The sequence below is a fragment of the Grimontia sp. NTOU-MAR1 genome (assembly GCF_035758505.1).
Taxonomy (GTDB): Bacteria; Pseudomonadota; Gammaproteobacteria; order Enterobacterales; family Vibrionaceae; genus Enterovibrio; species Enterovibrio marinus.
Genome location: NZ_CP142108.1, coordinates 2,810,271 through 2,834,237, shown reverse-complemented (window position 1 = coordinate 2,834,237; position 23,967 = coordinate 2,810,271). Strand labels below are relative to the sequence as shown.

The window sequence follows — 23,967 nt, the reverse complement described above, 5'->3', positions numbered from 1 at the left end:
GCAAGCGTTAAAATTCTTCAAATTCCGCTAAATGTACCAACGCTGACGGGGCGCGGCAAGGCGATGATCTACAAACCTGAATGAGATCTGTCTTTTTTTTCATTCCCCTGTCAATGTGATGTTTTTTTCACCTTTATAGATGACACGATCACTCCCTCGGTAAAAACCAAAGGTTCCAATTGCACTGGGATCATCATCAAATTGCCTACCCTGCCAATTATGTTGCAACCAGGTTTGAGGCAGCACACCTTCTCCAAGCTTTTGCCAGTAACGGAACTGCTCTCGGTTTAATTGTCCATTTTGGGAAGGTGGGGTCACACGGAACTCAGAACGGCCATTTTTAACAGTTTTCTTCATTACCGCATTACCAGCATCGTCTTTCAGTAATATCTGCGCTTGCTGATTAGCATCCTGACTTGAACTAAACAGCACTTCCTTCTCACCAATCGCTGTCGAAACAAACGAGGCATTATCGCGGGTATTGGTGACAAATCTCAAACCATCAAAGACTTCGACTACAACAGGCATGATTTGTTCAGAAGAAAAATCATGAGTTTCTGTGAAGCCTTCAATGCGCATTCGGCCGAACATGAATTCACCCGTAGAAAATTCAGCGCCATCTGTTGATGGTCTATCTCCGCTAACTGGCCTAACAACTCTGGTCTCACACCCAGCAATATTCTGAACATCACAAAAGATGAAGTCGGTGTTATCGATATCGTTTTTGCTCACTCCAACAGCAAAGTGCAGTGGATCAAATGGTGAATCTGGGGTGCTCCCTTTCCCAACACTCATTCGCTCAGACGTGAGTGACAGTTGACTTGTTCCATCGTCACCTGCTTTCCACTGGGTTTGCGATGATCTTACCCAACGTTCAGAAAGGTCCTGACCCGCAACGGGATTCGTCGATGTTGGTTTAATTACATAGTCTTCAAACTCTGCTTTGTATGCATCGCCAAACAGATGGTAATTCTTAACCGGCTTGTTATCGGCCGTCATTGCATAAACCGTGTATTGACCATCAAAAGGCTGATTGAGGTAAGTAAAACCATCACCGCTGCTGTCTTCACTGGCAGTGATAGCAGAAGTTAAACTACCAGAAACAGAGAAGTGGGAAGGATAAAAACGGCCTAATGGCCTTTCACCTGGATTCACTGCCATATCGAGGTAGTTTGCTGCCAGCTTTGAACGAACTCCAAATGCGCCGACCTCATCAACTGAGACATCTACAAATCGATAACGAACGTTGTTTACATCACTCGCATTATTCGTTTCTGTATGCGCAAGAGGAACAATACCGGTTATAGACGCATTACTTCCGTTAACTGGCGTGACCACAAAGGCAGTTTCATCCAAGGTCACTGTGGCAGCAGGCGCATTTTGATGCCAAAAGCTCGGTGTTGTAGCTCGCCCACAGAAATTTGGCTTGAGTGGAACGACTCCTCCGTTGGTCAGTGCAGTTCCTGACAAATCTCCGCTTTGCCATATGACAGGTTTCAAAGCGGCGGTAAACGGATCACCAGCTTTGACAAAAGCCTTCAGGTTCGACACATCTGAAAGTGAAGGTAAGCTGCCGCAAACAGCAAAAGTGTACGGGCGCGCATGCAAAGAGATATCACCATTTAATTGTCTGCTTTCAACACTCTTCGAATCTTCTTCAACTTCAGTGGCGCTATTACTGCCAGCAGCATTTGCACTTTGAACTTCAGAGACGGGAATAGAGAGCACACCCGAATCTAAATAGTTTAAGGTCAGAGCATCTTTTGCTACGCCTTTGGAAAACAGCACTTCGATGGTTTGTGCACCGACAGTTCCATTTACCGACGGTTTATGTGGTGCTCCTGCAGAGGTGTAGTTGGGTTGCTGATAGTTTGCATTCCCAATACTCAGTTGTTTTGTCCCCTCATATTCAGGGATAGGTGTGGGATCACAATCGCCATAAACTGCTTCAATGGTTAACTTTTCCGGTTTACCTGCCACCATTTTTAATGGCGAAGGAGAGAAACGGAATCCACCAGCAGCAAAGGTGTAATTGCCTTGTTCGGATTTGAGTTCTCCGGTTTCACTCGAGGTGAAGGTGGCTTCTGCGTTAATAGTGCCAATCGCTCTATTTTGTAGCCAAAGGGTGCGCTTTCCGCCACTAAGAGCGAATGTGCCTGATGTGCTTCCATTGCAGCCACCATTGGGACTTTCTCGCCAGCAGGCTACTGGAGAATTCATCGCATTAACAGTCAAGTCGCCGGAGATATCGGTCTGAAGAACGCCTTTGTCATCTTTCACTTCGAAGGTAATTGGAATAGCTGAGCAGCTATCAGCTCTATCAGATACTGGATCTAATGAGAGGTTGTAGCTGTCGAGAAAGCCTCCGAATTTGATAATAGATTCGTTTGCCAGCACGAGTGATTTTGCCGTAACCGCTCCATAAATAGTTGTACCCCATGTCCCAGGCTGTGTTGTGCCCGATAGTTTTACTGTTCCCACCGAATAAACATATCCATAAATGATGGAGTCTGAGCCGATTTGCGCACTATACAAAGTCTCCTGACTTTCCTCTTCATGCACCCAGAAAATCAAGTTCTTGGGATCCCCCTTGATGTTTATCCTTACCTTATCTGCCAACTTCAGCTTGTTGACGTGGATCTCCACGGGACCATTAATAGTTACATCAACATTTTCTCCAACAAAAAAGTCGCCGAAGTAATAGCTCCCTTCTTCAAAGGTCACTGTGCTGCCATAGCGAAGAGAAAACGTATGATAGTTGGGGGTAGAATCGTCAAAGTAGTGAACCGTCTGGGTATGATCTAACGGATAGGTCTTATTATCTTCCAGCACACCACCAGCACTCTTTTTCAATAGAACGGTCAGTCCCTTATCTTCTGCTCTATCGCCCACCTTGACACATGCATTTCGTGGAGCATCTCCAAAATCATTACAGGTGACACCACTACCATAAAATGCATGATCATACCCTACCTCAACTGGGTTTTTATCAGGCTGGTAAATCGTGGATATACTTGTGATTTGTAGACAGTTCTTTGCATCTTTTGGATTGTGAGCACCACAGTTTTTCGCGTTTCCGGCACTTGCAGGAAGAGCCGGCGCCTGCGCTGGTCCGGGGAAGTAAACACTGTTAGACAAAGCCCAGAGCATTGGGCTGAATACCAAAGAAATGAAAACCAATAGTATCCTCGTCATCGGGAAATCCCCTTACCCCAACTTTCCTGAATCCTAACAACCTGGTGCACACCGCTACCGCATTGCCCCTTGCTCTCAACGTGGTATTGAACAAACTCGCCAGCATCAATGGTTTCGCAAGTCACTGAGACCAAACAGCCGCGAAGGCCAGCAGAACTAAAAGTCGTTACAACAGGTGCCTCGCTGCACGTTGCTACAGGTAAGTTGTTAGCATCTTTCGCTAGCGGAAATAGCCTCGCCATCGCCATTTCAGTGCCGCTATTTGCCGCCAGCCAGGCACGGGTGCCCAACACTTCACGGGTAGTGGTATCGCTTTGTGAGGTGGTGATTTGCATCAGCGCTGCACCGAGAGCCGCCAAGGCTGTCATCGCAAATACCGCAATGATTAACATGCTGCCTTTTTGATGTTTGAGAGAAGTAACTTTACGGTGCATTGAGAACCTGCACTTGTTGGTTATAAACCGAAGATTCGCCGGATTGGCTGAACTTGTAGGTGATATCGATCAGGTTACCGCTGGCTAAAGATGTGGTGCCCAAATTAAATCCGCTGCCGGCAGCAATGTTCATTGCCAAGGTTGTACTGTTCTGAGTGCCATTGTTGATACGACGTCGAAGTTCACCGTTTTCAAAGCAGAAATTGACCGAGTTTTCGTAGATATAAAAACGACGGGAGGGTGACTCGGCAGGCCATGGGTTAGCGGCCATTTTTGAGATCGTTATCGTAGTGCCTGCAACATCGGTAATGAGATAGCTGTTATCTCCAATCAAGTCTGTCGGTGATGATGGCAAAAACACAATGCGATGATTCCCATCATTTACCTTGTTTTGCCAATGGGTATCTTTGGTTGAAAGCACTGCGTCGAGTGTATTTTCTCCCTCCACCAATTGATGATAAGTGCCGGAATAGCGAATCGGTGTAAACACCATACATTCTCCACCAGCATAAACAGCAAGGCTGTTTGGCACCGCATGTCGCAGCTCTCTACCTACGCGCTCAACCGCAAAACGGGCTTCAGATTGCAGCGCTTCGCGGTTTCGTGATTCCACATAGCCTGAAGCGCTGGATTCGATAAAGCCAAAGATACCAACAGAAACAATCGCCAAAATCGTCAGGGTGACAATTAGCTCCACCAGCGTAAATCCGCGAGGTTTGCGGGTGAATAAAGCCATCAGAAGTTACTCCGATAGGCCGTGAAGTCGTACCGGCCAAAACTGCCAGTATCGACGTACAGATCGATGCGTTTATAGAGTCTGGCATTGTTGGTGCTGTCAGCAAAAGTGCTGTTGTCGTACTCGACATTGATATCGACAGTGAAGCCTTTGTAATCCGACGCAGAGCCTCCAACCAAAGCGCTCAAATCGCCTCTGTGGGTTCGAGTACAGGCCGAGTTTCCTCCCCAGCACCCGATATAGTCTTCAACAGCAACAAAGCCCGTTCCTGCTGAAAGTGGAGAAGAACAGGTCTTAATAGGATTCGGTGCAACAATACCTTGCGCTAAAACCGCATCAGCATCTTCATCACAACGCCAGCGGCTGCCGTTAGGGTCGGATTCTTTATCAAATTGACGTGCCAGGATCTCGTTCATCACCGCTTGCCCTAACGCTGCCGCGCGGGCTTCATAATGCGGATTGGAAGATTTGGCGAACATAGGGAAAAGGGTGGTACTAAGCAGCACCATGGCAACGCCAAACACGACAATGCCAATCACTAATTCCACCAGCGTGTAGCCACGCTGACGGTTTGAAATTCGATAAGATTTTTCAGCTACAGGCATGGAAATAGCCCTCGCTGTTTAAGCAAATGCTGGCTTCTGTAACGCCTTGGGAGAAGGTGAACTCGCACCGTTCAGAAGTGCAAAGGCGGCTACCTACTGCATTTACCGGGCGTCCCAGCAAATCAAAATAAATCGTTTGAACGGGTGAAATGCGCACCTGTGAATCGGACAGATCCACCACATCACTGCGGTAATCGCCAAAACCACAAGCTGAGTCGCTACTGCCCCCCATTCGGGAGGCAGCAACGTACATGGCATTGCAGGCAGAAGATGGATTCTCCTGCTGCATTGCCCTGAGCTGGACTTGTCTGGCGACAGACAAGCCAGTATCCCGCGCACTGGTGACTGAAAAAGCTTCAGACCCCGACAGGCGCGGTATGGCAAACACACTAATAATACCGAGGATCACCAGCACTGTGATCAGCTCGATTAGTGTGAAGCCTCTCTTACGGAGTAGCACAAGCACCAATGGTTACAGTTGGTGCAACATTATTGCCAGTTGACTGTACAAAGATGACACACTGATCTGTAGCGGTAAATGTACCACCTGAAAGAGTAAAGCGAGATGTTCCCGCAGGAGTACTCCATTGAGCTTCCCAATCATCAGTGTTTAGGCCAATGACTGCAGCACCAATACCTGTTTCAGAAGCATCTGGATATCCCCATACAAGATCAATATCGTTTACTTCCCCGGTACCACCTGTTTGACCATCGATAGCTGCGCGACCATATACCACGCTGTTTGCACCATCGATCGCTCCTTTTAAACCTTGAAGTGCAGCGGTGCGTGCATCATCTTGGAAATTCAGAAAACGAGGCGCAGCAGTAACCGCCAAAATACCCAGAATTACGATCACAACGATCATTTCAATCAGCGTAAAACCGCCTTGACGTTTCATTTTACTTCTCCAGTTTCTCTCAATACTTCTACGCGGCCCGATGCCGGGTAGTAAGCAAAAACATGACGCGCCGAAATTGACGGGTCATCACTCCAAATACCGGCGCGTACCGGTCTTTCAAATCGGCAATAAGGCTGGGCTTCAATACCTTTCTCCCTTACCACTATTGCGCGAATCTTTGGCTGCGAGATTTGTTCTGCCGCAGCCTGTAATCTGTCTTCCAGCCAGTAAGACTGGTCGGTAAATTGTTCCAACAATGCACCGCAATCTTCGGCGCGTAGTGCTGTCAGTGTTTTTGCGCCATTTTCCAGCGCAAAAGGAAAACCTGTTTGGTTGTTTTCTTCTGCGTTTAAGCGAAAACTAACATTCTCAACAATAACGATATCTTTTTGTTTACTATCGTTTTTTAAAGCTGATCGCAATTGCACATTCTTAGCCGAACCTTCAAACGCATTGGCGAGATAACGAAACTCCACTTCATCAGCGAACTGCATCACACGCTCAAAAGCGGGAATCGCTGCCATCACGACAATGCCGATAATCGTGGTGATCAAAGCCCACTGAGCAGCACTGCTTTCCCTGAACCTAAAAATCCAGCGCATTTAGCCGCCGCGGATCAGGTCGAGCATGTTCCACATCGGTAGGAAAATACCCAATGCGAGGATCAACACCATGCCCGCCACAATCAGCAGCAGAATAGGCTCCATGCGGGCTGATAGGGTTTTCAGGTCGTAATCCACTTCGCGGTCGTAAAAATCGCTCGCTTCCAGAAGCAGGTTATCAATCTGGCCGGTTTCCTCGCCCACCTGAATCATCTGGTGCACCAGTGGCGTAAACAGTTGGCTGTCTGCCGTGACAGAACTGAGGTTAATCCCCGACTCTATCGCCGCTTTCATCTTGTCCACTTCGCCGCCAAGAAAGTGGTTCTCCAGCGCTTCACCAGACATCTGCAGCGCAGTATTGAGCGGCACACCTGCACGCAGCATCAAGGCGAATGTTCGCGAGAAGCGCGACATCAAGGCTCGGTTAACCAGGTTTCCAACCAGCGGAATACACAGCTTGAATCTGTCCCACTTTATCCGGCCTTGCTCGGTGCTTTTCCACACCTGTAATCCTGCGACCAAGCAAACGGTGCCGAAGACCAGTAGCCACCAGTAATCAACAAAGAAGCTTGATGTAGCCATCAAAATCTTGGTCGGCAGCGGCAAATCAGAGCCGAACTTGGCAAACATGCCTGCAAACTGCGGGATCACTTTGACGTTCAAAAACGCCATCGCGCCGATGATCACCATCAGCACAAATGTTGGGTAACGCAGCGCCGATTTAATCCGGCGGCGGGTTTCCATTTCCTGCTCGTAGTATTCAGCCAGTTGGAGCATGGCATCATCGAGACGACCTGTGTTTTCACCCACCTGCACCAGCGAGACAAACAAATCACTGAATACATTTTCGTGGTCGCGCATTGCTGCTGACATCGGGCGACCGTTGGAAAGCTCATTGGCGACGCTTTCAAGCGCGGCTTTCAATGGCTTATCCGTGGTGCTTTGTGCCAAGCCTTTTATCGCACGTAGCAGCGGGACACCCGCTTTAATCAGGCTGTATGCCTGACGGCTGAAAATCACCAGCGATTCCAGTTTCACCTTTGGCAGGAACAGCGGCGCATTGGCTTTTTGTGCCCGCGCTTTGGTGATTTCCAGAGACAACAACACCACACCAGACTCAGACACGTTAGCGATCGCATCGCTCTCGCTGGCAGCTTCAATAATCGCCGAAACACGTTTTCCGTTCGGCTTGCGCGCGGTGTAGCGATACCTTGGCATCAGGCACCTATCAGCGACATCGCCGCGGCTTCAGAAAGCTTCATCGCCTCTTCCAGCGAGGTTTGTCCCTGCTTGGCAAAATCCAGCGCACTGTGAACCAATGGCTTATAACCCGCTTGTTGCTCCGCCAGCGCAGAGAACAATTGAGTGTCGTTAGCACGTAATGCATCCATCAATTCTGGGGTAATTTCCAGAAGCTCAAATACACCAATTCGGCCTTTGTAGCCGGTAAAGTTACAGCTTTGACAGCCGCGGCCTTTGTAGAAGCCATGCCCTGCCATTTCCGGGCGAGTCGTTGTCAGCCAAACCTGCTCCACATCGTCAGTGGCGTGAGGCACTTTACAATCCGGACAAATACGTCGGATCAATCGCTGCGCCAGCACGGCGCGAACAGCACTCGCCACCAGATACCCCGGCGCTTCCATATCCAGAAGACGCAGCGCACTGTCGATGGCGTTATTGGTATGCAAGGTCGAAAGTACCAGGTGACCGGTCAGTGCCGCTCGAAGACCGATTTCTACGGTTTCGAGGTCACGCATCTCACCGACCAGGATGATGTCCGGGTCCTGACGAAGGAAGGTACGCAACGCAGAAGAAAAGCTCAGGCCAATCTTGCTTTGAATTTGCACCTGACTGATACGCGGCAGACGGTATTCCACCGGGTCTTCCGCAGTCAGGATCTTTTTGCCCGGCACATTCAGTTCATTGAGCGCGCCATAAAGCGTGGTGGTTTTGCCCGAGCCTGTCGGGCCGGTCACCAGAATCATGCCGTGTGGGCGGCGAAGCTGGTTGCGGAAACGCACCAGCATCTGAGCGTCCATACCGACTTCTTCCAGCTGCAGCACACCGGCCGACTGGTTAAGAAGACGCATCACCACAGACTCGCCGTATTGCACAGGAAGCGTCGACACACGCACGTCGATGGCATTGCCACGGACATTGATGTTGAAGCGGCCATCCTGCGGCAGACGCTTTTCAGAGATATCCATGCCGCTCATGAGTTTCAGGCGAAGCACCAATGCAGAAGCAATCGCACGCTCTTTCTAGCAAAGTTTCATGCAACACGCCATCAATACGCTGGCGAATTCGCAGGGCATCGGCATCTGGCTCGATGTGAATATCCGAAGCATTCACCTGTACTGCGTCTTCAAACAGCGAGTTAATCAGTTTAACGACGGTGACTTCTTCAGATTGCTCTTCGTCTGCCCCGAAGTTTTGCTCAAGCTTCACGCCGTGTTCGGCCTGCAAACGCTCAGCAAACGAAGCAATTTCGCTGGTGCGACGGTAGTAGCGATCAAATGCGTCGATCAGCGGCTGTTCTGCGGTGATCAGAAGTTCTACCTGATATTGATGAAGCTGGTTCATCACACTTTCCTGTGAAGCCAGATCCGCAGGATCGGACATCGCCACACGAACCGTGTTACCGATACGGCCAATCACCAGCGCGCGAAGACGTCGAGCATGCACCTCTGGCAGCAAGCTGACAGCACTTGGATCGACTTGGGTCAGACTCAGATCAATCAGTGGTACACCAAGCTGACGGGCAAGGAAATCCAGCATCTGACTTTCGGTCAGAATGCCCATCTCCATCAAGGTATCGCCAAGCTTACGTCCGGTTTCAGACTGGCGAGCTAGTGCAGCATTCAGATGTGCATCAGTGATGATGTGCTCTTCAACAAGAAGGTCACCGAGGCGTTTTCGAAGTTTAACGGCCATCTGTCGCTCCCTGTTTCAGGTTCTGGAGGTAAACCAGACGCTGGCGGGCAAAGTTCACCGACTGGTTGCTCAAACCGCCAGATTGAACGGCTTTGCCATAAGCTTTTTCGGCTTCCGTATTGGCACCGGTTTTCTCAGCAGACACACCCAGCCCCAGCCACCAACGACCGTCCATCGGCTCTTGCTCTGTCAGCCATTGATAGCTTTGCTTGGCTTCGAGGTTCTTACCCAGCTTTTGTGCCAAAGCCGCGCGCATGGATACAAATCGTACCTGCTCGCCATCCAGCAAGTTCACCGAAGAAGAAAGCACATTCAGCGCAGATTCTTCGCTGCCACTTTGCTGATACATACGCGCCAGTGTGAGTTTCAATGTCGCAGAATTCGGGTTGGTGCTGATGCCTTTACGCAGCACACTTTCTGCCTCTCGCAAATGACTGCGACCATACAGCAGTCCCGCTAATTGGTTGGTGGCAGCAATGTGGCTCGGGTTGTATTTCACCGCATCACGCAGAAAAGCGATGGCTTTTTGTGTATCACCGACTTGGGCGCGCTTCTGCGCTTTGTCATAAGCAATATCCGCCAACTGCTCGCCAGTCAGTTCAATGGTTTCCACTGACAAGGAAGCTTCTTGTTCCACTTGTTCTTGCACAGGCGCTGCTTTAACAGTCTCAACGTTCGCCATCAGCACGGGCTCAGAGACTTGTTCAGTTGCTTTGGTTTCGGCTTTGGTTTCAAAGGTTGGCTCAACAGCAGTAACAACAGGCGTCGCTTTCATCGCCACATAGCTGACCTCACTTTTCACCACTTTCTGAGTAGGAGAAGGTAGAGCTTTTGGCACTGGCTCCACGAAAACAGGCTCCGGCGTCAGCATTGGCGTAGCTAAGAAGGCTTTCTCGCTGCCTACTGATACCGCCCAAGAAATACCTGTCGCACCCACTAAAGTCGCCACCAGTGCCAGCACTACACGTGCAAAGCGAAAGCCCCATACAGAAGGGATTGATGCAACAGCGAGGCGTTTCTCACTGTTTTGCTGCGACGAAAGGTCGCTCAACATGCGGTTTAATTCACTCATGATTTCCTACCCCCAAACGGCCTGAAGCACAGAGTGCTTGCGGGCGAGAGGTGTATCTTTAATGGCAAGGCGAACAGCATGCGCGCTGACGCGGCGTTTGCCCCTGCCAAAACTCAATAACAGCGATTTATGGCAAAGCTGATGCACCAGTCGCGGAATGCCCTGACTCGCGACCCAAATGCGGCGCTTTGTCCACGGAGAGAACAGTGGCGAAGCGCCCTGTTCTTTTAATCTGTGGTCGATATAGGCTGATGTCTCAGCAAAGCTCAGCGGAGTTAACCCTGCACTAAAGCTGATGCGCTGCAAAAGCTGACGCATATTGTGCTGGGACAGGCGCTCATCAAGTTCTGGCTGGCCGAACATAATCAGCTGAATCAGCTTACGCTGCTCGGTTTCCAGATTGCCCAGCAAGCGGATCGCTTCAAGCACTTCATCCGGCATGGCCTGCGCTTCATCGCAAAGGATCACGACAGGCTTTTCATCTCGTGCAGCCACAATAGCTGCCTGTTGGATTGCACCAAGCAGTTTGTCTTCTGTCACCTGTTCATCAATGCCAAGTTCATCAGCAATCAGGCGATGCAACCCTGCCACCGTATTAGCTGGGTTTGGTAGAAACACCAGGGTGAAGCTTTCGCTCAATGCTTTGAGCACCAAACGGCACACCATGGTTTTTCCTGTACCCACTTCACCCGTGACTTTGACCAAGCCTTCGCCCATTTCCATCGCCGAGACGCAGGTGTTTATCGCATCCACGTGCGAACGCACGCCAAAGAAGCAGCGTGTGTCTGGGGTCAGGCTAAATGGCGCGGCCTTTAGGCCAAAGTGCGACATATACATCGGCTAATCTCAGTTCTCTGGGAACCAGTCATTCAACAGCTGACGTGAACGATTGATCTCTTCCTGCCAGGTTTGCTCACCCACCACAGAAGGTTGCAGCAAAATCACCAGTTCGGTTTTCTGCTTCATGCGGTTCACGTTACGGAACAAATGGCCAAGGCCCGGAATATCGCCGAGAAGTGGCACTTTAGAGACCATTTCTTCGTAGCTCGATTTCATCAGGCCACCAATGACGACCACATCGCCAGATTGGGCGTGGATAATAGAGTCCGATTCACGGATAGAGGTCTTAGCTAACGGCAACACATAAGGCTGTGATGAAGTGCCAAGTTGGATAGTTTTCTCTTCTGTCACCACATCAATCACCGCTGGGTGAACATGTAGGAGTACGCCATTGTCATCGTCGATTTGTGGCGTCACATCCAGGGAGATACCCGAGAAGAACGGTGTTAATTCGATGTTCGGGCCAGAGTCTGAGTTATCACCCGATGTGTCGCTGGATGAAATATCCGTGACAAAATACTCGTCACCACCGACTTTAATGACCGCTTTCTGATTGTTGGCTGCCGTGACACGAGGGCTCGACAGCACATTCACATCGCCCTGTGTATCCAGGAAGTTCATCACCGCGGAGAAATTGCCATCCGTGATGGTGATATTGGTTTGTCCACCGATCACATTGGAAATAAAGTCGCCGGCAAGTTCGGCCGCGTCTCGTGTGATTTCAACACCACCGCTGCCAATCGATGACGTAATATTCGACCAATTAACACCTTGCTGATAGCCGTCGCTCAAGGTCACTTCGAGGATTTTCGCTTCCAGGATCACCTGACGCTTCAGACGTGCTTGTGATGCATCGAGGAAACGTTTCACTTCGCGAAGTTCATTCGGGTATGCCTTCACCGTGATTAAACTCGCCTGAGGTGAAACCACGATGCTTCGGCCGTCACCATTGCCAATCATGGCTGCGACAGCGCGTTCGAGCTGCGTCCAGAAATTGCTTTCCGCGCGGGTTTCAATCACGGTTCCGCCCGTTGGCACCGAGGTACGCTCAGTTTTTTCATCATCTCCGCTACCAGAGCTGGAATCCGTTGAAACTGCACCTGTGCTAATAGAAGTCAGTGATACTCCAGCTCGTTGCAGTTGCAAGTAATCCACCGGGAAGGTTTCAGTACGCAACACAGCGGGGAAAATCTGAATAAGACGTCCATTCATTTCCACGTTGTAGCCGTAGATATCTGAGACCACTTCCAACGCTTCAGGCACGGTGACATCTTTTAGTGAAACAGTGACTTTGCCACTCACTTCCGGGTGCATCACCAAGTTGAAATCCGTGCCCTGCACTAAAGAGCCAAAGAAAGCTTTGGCATCGACATTGTTAGCATTAATGCGCAGGCGTTTTTCGGTCAACACGCCACTACCAGAGGTGTCAGAGAAGTCCCCCATCAAATCCTGAGTGACCGCGTCTGGCAATTCAGTCAATGGCTGGGAAGTGCTCTGTGCGTAGGCCTCGTTCAACGCTTCCTGCACTTCAGTCGGCTTTTGATGCCCCATGCTTTGACACGCCGACAACAGCATCGCTGCGGCGAAGATCAGTAAACCTTTGCTCAGTAATGGATGTGTCTTCACTCTACTACCTGCTCGTTAAATACGGTCAATGCCCAACGCTTGCCTCCACGGCTCAGCGTTACGCGTTCTTCATTAATTTGGCTGACGATATAGCCGTTGATGTTTTGCCCTTTCCCAACGTTTTTTCCATTCAGCACAGCTGAACAAATGCCATCGGTCGCACACAAAATGGCATCCAGCTTAGGCAAACGATAAACCTTTGCCTTAGCAGACTGTTTTGGAGGTGTAAAACCTAGCGGCGCCGTCGGGTCACCGCTTGCTAAAGACGTTATCGGCAGCAACAGCGAAAACAAAACCAGAACGCTATTCAGTAATTTCATTCTTACCCCCGATAAACACCGGGCTTTCACCCAGTGTGTAAACCGCAATGGTCACTTTCGCTATAGGGTATTCCGTCACGCTGTAATCCACGCTTTGCCAGTAGTATTTAACGGGCAAGGCTTCCAGAGTACTCAGGTAATCAACGATGTCGAAGTAGCGCCCTTCCAACGTAATTTCGACAGGATGGATGTAGTAGCCCGCATCCTCGGTATCCGTCAGCTGCTGCGGTGGCAAAGAGTTCATTGAAATCAGGGTCAAACGCTCAGACTGTCTCAACACGCTTTCCATCAATGAGGACATTTGTGCAGCGGTTACCAAGCCATCGACTTTAAGCGCCATTTCGCTATCAAGCTCAGCAATCTCTTTGCTGAGTTTTGCCAGCTCAGCTTCAAGTTCAGCGTTTGGCGAAGTATGCAGCTTTTCCTGCTTCAGACGGTTGAGCGTGACTAAGTCATCAGTCGTTCGCTCTGACTGAAGAGTTTGTGTTTCAAGCTGAGCCAGCGCCTTGCTCGCTGGCTCAATAAAGAGGAACAATCCCAGACCGAGAATGGCAACCCAACCTGCGACTGCAATCATCCATTGCTCTCGAATACTCAGTGCATCAAAGGCATTTTTACCGCGGGTTAGCAGTGCATTCATTTCGCGCTCCCCCCGTTTTCACGTTTGGACACTAAATTGAAGTTCAGGCGGTTTTTCTCATCTCGGCTCAACGCCATTTGTTCAAATACGCGATCTGATAACGACGGCTGGGTGCTAAATGATTGCAGCCATGCAGGCACAGAAGACGGCGTTGAAGCCAGTCCCTTCAAATCAAGCGCATTTTGACTGACAGAGATGGAAGACACGGAAATATCACGACGTGAAAGCGAGGCCAATGCGCGGAACGTATCCGCGTGCCCTTGCTGCAGTGCCGCATCATGCTTTTTCACCGCCGTCAGTGCTCTGCGCTTGGCGTCGATGGAGGCCTTTTTCTCGTTCACTTCATTGGTGAGACTGATCGACGGCAGATGTAAAGCCAGTTGTTCATTGAGCTCATCAGACAGGCTTTGTGCACTCTGACGTTCGCTATCTGCTGCTGAAAAGAACTGTTTTGCCTGCCCAAGCGAGACCTGTTGGTAAGCGGCCACTAACACCACCAGTAATGAGGTTGCACCCCATACAAGCAACATTTTCTCGAAGGTCAGCAATGGCGCTTTTGGTGACAGATCATCGCTGAACAGGTTCACATCCGGCGAGTAATCGCAGTTTAACGCGGCGATTGCGATATGTTGGTGATGCGCTCCGGTCTCAAAAAGCTGTTGCGGACGCACAGCCACAGACAGTCGGGAAGATAATTGAAACGCCAGCTCGGTGTCGTCGATGCCATGAACACTCACGACCAGCCCAGCCACCTGTGCACTTTTTAACTGTGATCGCAAATAGTCGAGTGAACGCTGAACTTCAAGCGCTAAATCATCAACCACGGAGGGCGACATCATCTGTCCTTCCAGAATCACACCACGGATTTGGCGTTGGAAGCAAAGGCGCCCTAAATGGAAAGCAGCCAGTTGCAGCACGCCATAGCTGTCACGGCTCAGCACCATCTCGGTTTTATCCAATCGCGTCCAATGGCGCAGCACTGCGTCTTCAAGAGACACGTTGGTGAGTCGGCACTGACTTTTCTCCAGTGCTTTACTGAACTGGATAAGTGGCAGTTTATGGCAAACAAACGCCTGGAAACGGTTAGCCACCGGTGAGCTGAAGCCATCAGCCACAATGTCCGCCGGCGAATCAGAGATGAAGTCTTTGAGCTGGAATGGCAACGCCGCGCGCTTGTCTTCGTCAGACAATCCCGGGTCATCAATCAGCAGGGATTGATACAAGCCATGCCCCAGCACCAGATGCACGTTTGCCTTGCTGATCCCATGTCTGGCGATCAACTGCGTGGCTGCCATCCATAGATCTGATTGAGTGACGGTTTGCGCGTCCAGTTGCGTCTTTCCGTTGCCATCTTGATAAGCGATCACGACCTGTTCGGCGGATGCAACTAGGCTGACAATATCCCGTTGTTTAACCGGGGAAAATTTTGCAAAAAGAGTAGAAACTGCCATCTGCATCTAAATTCTGCTCAGGAAATGTTAAAAAATTGTTTGAAGTACACTATATTCTATCAAATTTCCCGCCAAAAAATAAGTATTCTTGCGACAGTTTCATGACGCAATTGATCGCTTTATAAACAACGTTCGATCAAGTTCATTGTTTACGCCATCGCTGGCGCTTTCGCGTCGCAGGACTGGAAGAGAGTTCTGCACCGAGAAAACGGCCTTGCCCGCCCATAACCCCAAGTTGTAGAAGGACTTTCCACTCCTGCTGGGATTCAATACCTACTGCAAGTACTTGTGTCGGTGTCGGGTCACATGCACCCAGCATACTCCGAACATACAACTGATTCTCCGGGCGCTGGTGAATATCACGGATAAGGCTTCGGTGGAGTTTGATATATTTCGGTTGGATATCTTTAACGTAGTGGGTACTGACCACCGATCGGCCAGCCTGATCGACGACCACAGCACAACCCAGCGCTCTAACCATGCGAAGCGTAGGTCTTACTGCATCGAAGTGCTTCACCAACGGCGCTTCAGAAACTTCAATTTGCAAACGGTTCAATACACTGCGTGGCGTTTGCAGTAAGGTATCTCGTAACCAAATCTGATAAGCACGCTGACCCAATGATCCTGCACACACGTTAATTGAAAGCACCTCTCGTCCATCCCCCTTTCGTAGAAGATGCAGTGCCTTCCCCACCACCCGCCGATCCAATGTGCTGTTCATACCCACCAGGTCAATACCCGTCATAAAACGCGAGGCTTTAATGATCAGCCCATTTTCATCTTTGATTCGGGCTAGCAGCTCAGTATGTAAATCCTCTCCTTTGGTATCTTTCACCACCTGCCGATATAGATCTGGACCTCCTGCCTCAAATACTCGAGTCAGCAAAGTTCGCCAACGAACGCTGCCACGGGCATCGTCTGCCACGACATCTTTCTTAAACGCATACCAGCCGTTACTGTTTTGCAGTACAGCGCTGCGTTTCGCCATATCCGCTTCTTCCATCAACCGACCACGGCGCTCTCCAGCGGTGAAGAAAGTCATACCAAGGTGCGCCCAGTTTTCCTCTTCCAGACATTCGGGCGGCGTTAAGCGCTCCAGTGCTTTCATCAATTGAGTGGCGAATAACCGTGCATCTTTCGCCGACTGGTGCGCCAGCAATACTGCAAATTCTGTATCGTAGTAACGGGCAAGCACCGCATCAGGGAAACGGAGAATAGCATTTGATAAGACGCTCCCGACTTCTTTCACCCATTCATCAGCACCTTCTTTGCCTGATTCATGCATTAACGTATCCCAATCGCCAATACGAATGATCAGTACAGCCCCCTGAGCCCCCTTATCCTGCAACAGTGTTTGGAGACGGTTATCAAACATGACGCGGTTAGCCGCACCCGTCAGCTTATCGAGGAAGGTGTTGGAGCGGATAAACGTATCAAAGCGACTTCGTTCCTGACGAGCCTCACGAAGCTCAGCAATCATCTGGTCAAGCGCAATGCTCGCCGTTGCGGGCCATTCGCGCTCATCACCGGTATGCACTTCTTCTGCCCGGCCAGCCAAAATTAACCTTCCTCGGTGCTCTAAAAGCTCAGCACCGAGAAGCTGAATTCTAAGCCAGCGAATACCCCAGGAAAGAGCGAGCACAATGACCAGTACCGCAAGTGACAGTGAAGACATTGCTCCGATGGAATAAGCAAAGTCAGCATATGGAGGAACAGATTTAATGTTGATATAGAAACCGGGATTACTTGGAAGATCGTACCTGTTTTCAATGATCTCCATGGGCTGGGCTGTTGTGTGGATCTGTTCGTAACGATACAAAAGACCCGTCTTACTGGTGATTTCCAATTCGACAATATCGCTGGCTTTTAAAAGTTGAGGCAACCACAAGCCAATATTTTCATTGGATGTTGGGTTAGCAATCGCATGATCAATTTCAACCACAACTTTACTGAGATAATGGGAGAGAAAGTCCGTCCCCAATTTACGAAAACTAATAGCGCCACCTATAAAAAGCACGAACATGGCGCAAACAACAATAAGCGTTACAAAAGCGACCAATCGGTTGGTCAGCTTCATCCCGGCAACTTTTCTCATGTACTATCCAAATGAAGGCTTTTGCTGAGCCCTTGTCAGCAAAATGATGGCTTTACACTGTTTCACGCAAACAATTTAGTTATTATCGTTCTTCCTGTTATGAAAGTGAACGCAAAGTCGATACTCGGTTGTTAAATGAGTCAATAAATGGATTGGATTACCTGCGCGAAAAGTTATGTCACTGTGGTAGAAATGGGCTCGCTGGCTCAAGCTGCAACTAAGCTCAATACATCGAGCTCCGCCCTTTCCAAGCGATTAGCCTGGCTAGAGAATCAGCTTGGCGTTCAGCTGTTAAAGCGCACCACCCGCACTTTGACCATGACCGATGCAGGCCGACTTTTTTATCAGCGCGGGAAACTACTTTTAGACGATTGGACACAATTGGTTTCTGAAACCACCTCCACCTACGGTGGAGTTAGCGGCGTGCTGCGGATTGGCGCTCCGCTTGCGACTGGAAGCCGGCTGTTGGTTAACAATATCGGTGAGTTTCTTTCAGCCTATCCCAATATTCAGGTAGAGTTGCACACCCTTGCACCGGGGCAATTGCCTGACCCCAACCTGGATGTGGTAATCACCCGGGAGCTGGCAGATTTCAACTCTGCGAGCTTTATCGCCACTAAGCTGTTTGATTTCCAGCCTCGTTTTTTTGCTTCACCGACTTATCTCGCGCAACACCCACCTATTGCCGATCAAGAGCAGCTCTTGCATCACAATTGTCTGCTATATGGCTCCACCAGCCACCCACAAGAACATGAATTTGAACATGGGCGAAAGTTGCGTTTGAGTGGAAACTTCGTCTCCCCCAACCCAGAGGCCTTGGTGAATGCAGCCGTGGCTGGACTTGGCATTATTCTGGTAGGCGATGTGACGGTTAGAAAGGAGTTGGATCAGGGATTACTGGTGCCGGTGCTGCCAGACGTGCGTCAGCCAAAAAGTGCCGCCTACGCCTATTACCCAAAGCTTGAGTACAACCACACCAAAACGCGGCTGTTTATTGATTTTCTGAAGCAGAAAGTCGGACACTGAAAACACTATCAAAGCACCAGATAAAGCAAACCCCGCAAGAAGCGGGGTTTGTAAATATTTCAATCTCGCCAGCCTAGAACGGGATATCGTCGTCGAAATCTGGCATGTCGTTGTACTGCTGAGGTGCCTGTTGCTGTGGCTGCTGCTGTTGCGCAGGTTGCTGCTGCGGCTGGTAGTTTGACTGCTGAGGCTGTTGCGGCTGACCCCAACCACCTTGCTGTGGTTGCTGCTGCATTGGCGCACCTTGACCCACGCCACCACCTGAACGGCTGTCCAGCATCTGCATTTCGTTAGCAACAATTTCCGTTGTGTAACGGTCCTGACCATCCTGTCCCTGCCATTTACGGGTTTGCAGGCGACCTTCCAGGTACACTTTCGAGCCTTTCTTTAGGTATTCACCGGCAATTTCAGCCAAGCGACGGTACATTACCACACGGTGCCACTCGGTCATTTCCTTGTTTTCACCCGTGTTTTTGTCGCGCCACGTTTCTGAGGTTGCAACGGTCAAATTAGCAACCGCTCCACCATTTGGCAGGTAGCGAACTTCAGGATCGTTACCTAAGTTGCCAATCAAGATAACTTTATTTACTCCACGGCTGGCCATATTTTGCTCCCAAACCTTTATTTATTGATCACGTGGGTGACGGTAAATGGCGATGATAGCAGAAGCTAAAAAAATCGTCACAACCTTTAATGTCAACAGTGTGACTGAAATGCAACCTGATGAAATCTACAATGTAAGAATGAAATCTGTTACGCAGAAATAAGCGTCTGAAAACAAATTGTATTAAACTAAAAAAGAGTTTGAGCACGTTTACACACAAAGCTTCAGTTGTTAGTTCTAAAAATGATACGAACCACTTTGTGATTGAGCTTTAGAATGCTGCGAATACGTTTTCATAAACGGGTAGAAACCGCGAAGAAGCCATTCGCACAGTTACAGGCATTTAAGGATACACATGCAGAACATCGAAACCACCTCAGACAAATACACGATACTTCTTGTTTCAGAACCAAGCATGACGATCACAGCACTGATTTCATGTCTGGAGAAGGAAATTAAGAGCGCCGTGTCTTTGGTAGAGAAACAAGAAATCAGTGAGAAACTCTCTACGTCTTCCGGTTTGGTGTTGATTGACTTGAGTTCATTTGAAGGCGATACCGTCAGCTTTGTGAAGCAAAGCCTAGCCCCTTTCAGCGAGCAACATGTTTTTGCGCTGTTTAATGCTCATGACCTTTCCGCGAAAGAGTTAGCTAGCTGGCCCTTTATCAAAGGCGTATTCAAGAAAGAAGACGATTTAGAGCACCTCTGCCACGGCATCGAAAAAATGCTGTCAGGTGAGTACTGGCTGCCACGTCAAAAATTGGCAGAGCTCATTCACTACTACCAACAGAATAATAACAACGCCATCGACTATTCGGAGATTTGCCTCACCAATCGTGAGCAACAAATCCTCCGTAAGCTGGTAACAGGCGCTTCTAACAGCGAAATTGCCGACAGCTTGTTTGTGTCGGAACACACAGTTAAATCGCACCTTTACAATATCTTTAAGAAGATCAATGTGAAAAACCGTGTTCAAGCCGTGTTTTGGGCCAAAAACAATCTGTCTGTTATTGGCCTAGACTATCAGGGCTAAATCTCCCTGACCTCCCTTACACCTAAGCTCGAAACCTTAACATGCTAGACTGAGCCTCACACTTTACAGATAAAATGTCGTACAGATCAGATAGTAACCTCGCCCATTAATTCACTATTGAGACAAATTTCTCAGCGCAATTCCTGCAAAGTGACATCGCGGCTTGTTGGGTAAAGCCTTAACTGCCTGTCAGCCGCAGATGCTAAGAAGCGAAAAATCACCTGCACATCTTAAAGACAAAGGTAGGTCGTATCTAAAGGACATGGTAATGGCTGACATGGTCGGAACGAATAATCCAGATTCACTGGAAAGAACGAACAACGCTTATGCCATCAGCGGTCTGTTTGGTCGTAATCGAATCTTAGACTCCGCTGGTCATGACGAGATCTTTCATGGTGTTGGTAAAGGTATCTTTATCGGGGAGACAGGCGAAGATTTTCTGAAAGGCGGTGAAAGCGCAGGTTCTTTCTCTTTGCAGTACCTGTTAGGCGAAGGCAATGATGATAGTTGTACAATAGTTTTCGAAGCGGGTATCGACACGCTGACCGCCGGTACTAATTTCGCTTCGCTAGATCGCTCTCAAGTGGGCAATAACACCCTCGCTAATCTAGCTTTTGGCTCAAGCTTTACCCTAAACACTGCGACAGACCGGTCAGCAGATGACTTTATTATCGCCTAATTTAGACAAGCTATACTCAAAGCAACCAGTATCTTCCTATGCTGGTTGTTTTTTTTGGGGCTCATTAAACCTTTCGCTACGTGGCTGTATCCAAACGTATAGCGATGCAACGTCATCGGATAAAACATGTCTCTCACTACACAAAAGCAATTAGAAAACACGCTTGGGCAATGTAAAAAGGCACTGGTTTTTGTTATCGCATTCAGCTTTGTTATCAACATACTGGTGCTTTGTTTGCCTATTTACATGCTTCAGATTTATGACCGTGTGATCAGTTCCCGCTCCGTCGACACTCTGCTGCTTCTCAGCATGATCACCATTTTTGCCCTATTAACCATGGCAGTGCTCGAAAATGTGCGAACCCGTCTGATGGTGAGAATTGGGGCCTGGTTTGATGAAAGCCTGTCTCCAGATATCTTAAGTGGCAGCATTGCCCTTCAGCTTCGTCAGGGCCTTTCCGCTTCAGTGCAAAGTCTTCGGGACATTGCAGCTATCCGCGCCTTCATCGGTGGCAATGCCATCATTCCAGCCCTCGATGCGCCTTGGACACCTGTGTTCCTTGGCTTTGTTTTCCTGCTTCACCCTATCCTTGGTGTGATTGCGACCGTCGGTGCTTTGATCCTGTTTGCTATCGCCATCATCAATGACATGGCGACCCGTCAGGCGCACAAAAAGGCTAATGAGGTGTCCATCCTTGCGATGCAACAGGCGGAGTCTGCAGCGCGAAATGCAGATGCAATTGAAGCCATGGGCATCATGCCAAACTTCATCAAAAGCTGGACGTCACTCAACAGCGAGAGTATTCAGGGGCAAGTCACGGCGAACTCTAAAGGTGCATTGCTGACCGCCACTTCTAAATTCATACGTATGTTACTGCAAATCTCTATGCTGGGTGTGGGCGCATACCTTGTCATTCAAAACGAAATGACGGCAGGGGCCATGATTGCAGGTTCAATCCTGATGGCAAGGGCGCTGGCGCCGGTAGAACAGTCGATTAGTGCCTGGGGGACAGCGATTTCTGCGCGTCAAAGTTACCAGCGCCTGAAAGAACAGATCCCTGCCTTTCCGGAACGCGCGAAATCTATGCCATTACCAAAACCAAAGGGCCTGATATCGGTAGAGAAAGTCACTTACTTCCATCAGGGCGGCGCTGAGCCTGTGCTGCACGGTATTAATTTCAAGCTGGACCCTGGCGAGGCGCTCGGCATTATCGGCCCTTCTGGAACCGGCAAGTCAACGCTCGCGCGTCTGATGCTTGGCAACCTGACACCGACAGCCGGTACCGTGCGTCTGGATAATATGGACGTAGCCAAGTGGGACCCTGACGATTTAGGTCCACATTGCGGCTACTTACCCCAGGATGTGGAGCTCTTCCCTGGCACTCTTCGCCAGAATATTGCCCGTATGTCTGAAGGTGACCCGGATATGGTCATCCATGCGGCCAAACTGGCCGGTTGCCATGAGCTTATTCTTCGCCAGCCAAAAGGCTATGACACAGTCGTTGGTGAGCGTGGCTTGGGACTTTCCGGTGGTGAGCGCCAGCGTATCGCTCTTGCCCGTGCACTTTATGGCAACCCAAGTTTGATTGTGCTGGATGAAGCCAATGCCAACCTCGATGGTGTCGGTGAAGCCGCACTGCAACGCGCGATTGCGTACCTCAAGTCCCGCAAGGCCACCATCGTACTGGTCGGGCACAGACCGAGCATGATGCAGTCTATGGACAAGCTATTGGTTCTTCAGGATGCTCAAATCCGCGCGTTCGGTGAACGTGACGAAGTACTGAAACCCCTCCTTGAGCAAAGTGCAGCCATCGCTCAGAAAGGAGGCCAAAAATGAATGAGATCCCATCCACCAACCGCCTGATTATCATCGGCTTGGGAACGATTGCCCTTTTCTTCGGCACCTTTGGCATTTGGTCTATTTTTAGCCCACTGGAAGGTGCGTCTATTGCTCAAGGTGTGGTAACAGTCGATAGCCAGCGCAAAACTGTCCAGCACCTTGAAGGTGGCATAATTGAAAAAATGCTGGTCACTGAAGGGGCGACTGTCGACAAAGGCCAGCCATTGATCTATCTCGACAAAACCCAGCCACAAGCCCAGTTGGACCAATTAACCTCTAGGCAGCGAAATGCGCTGGCTCGTGAAGCCCGCCTGATCGCCGAGCGCGACAACCTTGCAACTATCACCTTTCCACAAGAACTTGAAGCTGAGCGTGATAATCCAAAAGTGGAAGAGCTGCTCATCAACCAGATGCGAATCTTCACTGCCCGAAGTGGTTTCTCTGAGTCTCAGAAGGAGATCATCAATAAGCAGCTAGCTCAGAGCCATGCCGAGCTGAAAGGCCAGAAAAAGCGTCTGGAAATCGAAAAGCGTCGTCTGTCAATCATTGGTGAAGAAATTGACGGCAACCGCCAACTCGCGGAGAAAGGTTACGTGAGTAAGACCCAGGTACTGAGACTTGAGCGGGAAGAAGCCCAAATTCTCAGCACCATTAGCCAATTACAAGCAAATGCAAGCCGACTGGCTCAGAATGTCGCCGAGAACCAAGCCCAGCTCAAAGAACAGGAGCTGGAACGTATCAAAGAGATCGTTGAAGGACTACGTGAAAGTCGACAGGAGCGCTACGCGTTGGATGAACAAATCGCAGCGGCGAAAGACATCCTTAACCGCACCACGATCTCCGCGCCACTATCAGGCACTGTGCTGAACCTGCAGGTCTTTTCCGAAGAAGGGGTTATCACGCCGGGACAGCCTTTACTCGACATTGTACCCAGCAACGAGGGCTTGGTGATTGAAGCCAAGGTCGACCCTTCCGACATCGATCAGGTCCGCTCTGGCATGAAAGCACAGATCCGTTTGACCGCTCTGAGTATGCGAAGCGTCAAACCGTTAGATGGTGAACTCCTGACAGTGTCCGCTGACCGCCTGATTGATGAGCAATCGGGACTCGCTTACTACCTTGCCCGGGTCAGGCTCATTGATAATGTTAGCGACATATTAGAAGGTATTGAGCTGTACCCGGGTATGCAGGCAGAGGTCATGCTGCTGACCGAACCCCGCACGCCAATCGAATATCTAATGAAACCAATCACAGAGAGCTTTAATCGCGCATTCCGTGAACAATGATATTCATCAACCGCCACTCAGTCTTTTTTACAATTAAAAGCTGAGTGGTGA

The 23,967-nt window shown here is 49.6% G+C and carries 21 protein-coding genes and 1 pseudogene; 5 read left to right on the top strand and 17 right to left on the bottom strand.

Annotated elements, in window-relative coordinates; genetic code table 11:
- Positions 1-99: 99 nt before the first annotated feature.
- From VP504_RS13135 to csrD, 16 genes and pseudogenes are all read right to left on the bottom strand, one after another.
- Complete coding sequence (locus tag VP504_RS13135; RefSeq protein ID WP_325891547.1) at positions 100-3,195, bottom strand: DUF6701 domain-containing protein; 3,096 nt, start codon at positions 3,193-3,195, stop codon at positions 100-102.
- The gene (locus VP504_RS13130; protein ID WP_325891545.1) at positions 3,192-3,629 is read right to left on the bottom strand and encodes an MSHA biogenesis protein MshP; all 438 of its coding nucleotides are present in this window, start codon (positions 3,627-3,629) and stop codon (positions 3,192-3,194) included. The genes VP504_RS13135 and VP504_RS13130 overlap by 4 nt, the downstream gene beginning before the upstream one ends.
- Positions 3,619-4,365, bottom strand: coding sequence for a PulJ/GspJ family protein (locus VP504_RS13125; RefSeq protein WP_325891543.1), 747 nt, complete (start codon positions 4,363-4,365; stop codon positions 3,619-3,621). Before VP504_RS13125 ends, VP504_RS13130 begins: the two co-directional genes overlap by 11 nt.
- Positions 4,365-4,970: a type IV pilus modification PilV family protein gene (locus VP504_RS13120; RefSeq protein ID WP_325891542.1), complete on the bottom strand. Its 606-nt coding sequence runs from the start codon at positions 4,968-4,970 to the stop codon at positions 4,365-4,367. Before VP504_RS13120 ends, VP504_RS13125 begins: the two co-directional genes overlap by 1 nt.
- Positions 4,957-5,436, bottom strand: coding sequence for a type II secretion system protein (locus VP504_RS13115; RefSeq protein WP_325891541.1), 480 nt, complete (start codon positions 5,434-5,436; stop codon positions 4,957-4,959). Before VP504_RS13115 ends, VP504_RS13120 begins: the two co-directional genes overlap by 14 nt.
- Positions 5,417-5,869 carry a type II secretion system protein gene (locus tag VP504_RS13110; RefSeq protein ID WP_062705532.1) on the bottom strand — a complete coding sequence of 151 codons (453 nt, stop codon included), beginning with the start codon at positions 5,867-5,869 and terminating at the stop codon, positions 5,417-5,419. Before VP504_RS13110 ends, VP504_RS13115 begins: the two co-directional genes overlap by 20 nt.
- Positions 5,866-6,471, bottom strand: a complete 606-nt coding sequence (locus VP504_RS13105) for a hypothetical protein (RefSeq protein WP_325891540.1) — start codon at positions 6,469-6,471, stop codon at positions 5,866-5,868. Before VP504_RS13105 ends, VP504_RS13110 begins: the two co-directional genes overlap by 4 nt.
- Complete coding sequence (locus VP504_RS13100; protein WP_325891539.1) at positions 6,472-7,689, bottom strand: type II secretion system F family protein; 1,218 nt, start codon at positions 7,687-7,689, stop codon at positions 6,472-6,474.
- Positions 7,689-9,405 (bottom strand): annotated as a pseudogene (locus VP504_RS13095) (GspE/PulE family protein). The gene VP504_RS13100 and the pseudogene VP504_RS13095 overlap by 1 nt, the downstream one beginning before the upstream one ends.
- The gene (locus VP504_RS13090) at positions 9,395-10,477 is read right to left on the bottom strand and encodes a tetratricopeptide repeat protein (RefSeq protein ID WP_325891538.1); all 1,083 of its coding nucleotides are present in this window, start codon (positions 10,475-10,477) and stop codon (positions 9,395-9,397) included. Before VP504_RS13090 ends, VP504_RS13095 begins: the two are co-directional and overlap by 11 nt.
- Before the next feature lie 6 nt (positions 10,478-10,483).
- Positions 10,484-11,314 carry an ExeA family protein gene (locus VP504_RS13085; protein ID WP_325891537.1) on the bottom strand — a complete coding sequence of 277 codons (831 nt, stop codon included), beginning with the start codon at positions 11,312-11,314 and terminating at the stop codon, positions 10,484-10,486.
- A 9-nt stretch (positions 11,315-11,323) separates the two neighbouring features.
- Entirely contained in the window at positions 11,324-12,892 is a 1,569-nt protein-coding gene (gene mshL, locus VP504_RS13080) for a pilus (MSHA type) biogenesis protein MshL (protein WP_325894048.1), read from the bottom strand.
- A gap of 47 nt (positions 12,893-12,939) precedes the next feature.
- Positions 12,940-13,263: a hypothetical protein gene (locus VP504_RS13075; protein ID WP_062705544.1), complete on the bottom strand. Its 324-nt coding sequence runs from the start codon at positions 13,261-13,263 to the stop codon at positions 12,940-12,942.
- On the bottom strand, positions 13,247-13,903 hold the full coding sequence (pilO, locus tag VP504_RS13070) for a type 4a pilus biogenesis protein PilO (protein ID WP_325891536.1): 657 nt from the start codon (positions 13,901-13,903) through the stop codon (positions 13,247-13,249). Before pilO ends, VP504_RS13075 begins: the two co-directional genes overlap by 17 nt.
- On the bottom strand, positions 13,900-15,360 hold the full coding sequence (locus tag VP504_RS13065; protein ID WP_325891535.1) for an MSHA biogenesis protein MshI: 1,461 nt from the start codon (positions 15,358-15,360) through the stop codon (positions 13,900-13,902). Before VP504_RS13065 ends, pilO begins: the two co-directional genes overlap by 4 nt.
- Before the next feature lie 136 nt (positions 15,361-15,496).
- On the bottom strand, positions 15,497-17,449 hold the full coding sequence (gene csrD / locus VP504_RS13060) for an RNase E specificity factor CsrD (protein ID WP_325891534.1): 1,953 nt from the start codon (positions 17,447-17,449) through the stop codon (positions 15,497-15,499).
- Positions 17,450-17,596: 147 nt separating this feature from the next.
- Here csrD and VP504_RS13055 point away from each other — a divergent pair, with 147 nt between their 5' ends.
- On the top strand, positions 17,597-18,475 hold the full coding sequence (locus VP504_RS13055) for a LysR family transcriptional regulator (protein WP_325891533.1): 879 nt from the start codon (positions 17,597-17,599) through the stop codon (positions 18,473-18,475).
- Positions 18,476-18,548: 73 nt separating this feature from the next.
- Here the strand turns inward: VP504_RS13055 and VP504_RS13050 are convergent, their stop codons facing one another.
- Positions 18,549-19,079 (bottom strand): single-stranded DNA-binding protein, encoded by a 531-nt coding sequence (locus tag VP504_RS13050; RefSeq protein WP_062705552.1) that lies wholly within the window; start codon positions 19,077-19,079, stop codon positions 18,549-18,551.
- 355 nt (positions 19,080-19,434) lie between these two features.
- On the opposite strand from VP504_RS13050, the gene VP504_RS13045 reads away from it, so the two are divergent.
- The 4 genes from VP504_RS13045 (at position 19,435) to VP504_RS13030 (ending at position 23,916) form a co-directional block, all read left to right on the top strand.
- Positions 19,435-20,112 carry a LuxR C-terminal-related transcriptional regulator gene (locus tag VP504_RS13045; protein ID WP_062705554.1) on the top strand — a complete coding sequence of 226 codons (678 nt, stop codon included), beginning with the start codon at positions 19,435-19,437 and terminating at the stop codon, positions 20,110-20,112.
- A 268-nt stretch (positions 20,113-20,380) separates the two neighbouring features.
- On the top strand, positions 20,381-20,791 hold the full coding sequence (locus VP504_RS13040; protein WP_062705556.1) for a hypothetical protein: 411 nt from the start codon (positions 20,381-20,383) through the stop codon (positions 20,789-20,791).
- Between the two features lie 126 nt (positions 20,792-20,917).
- A complete protein-coding gene (locus VP504_RS13035; RefSeq protein ID WP_325891532.1) occupies positions 20,918-22,627 on the top strand; it encodes a type I secretion system permease/ATPase in 1,710 nt (569 codons plus the stop codon).
- Entirely contained in the window at positions 22,624-23,916 is a 1,293-nt protein-coding gene (locus VP504_RS13030; protein ID WP_325891531.1) for an HlyD family type I secretion periplasmic adaptor subunit, read from the top strand. Before VP504_RS13035 ends, VP504_RS13030 begins: the two co-directional genes overlap by 4 nt.
- The last annotated feature ends 51 nt before the right edge of the window (positions 23,917-23,967 follow it).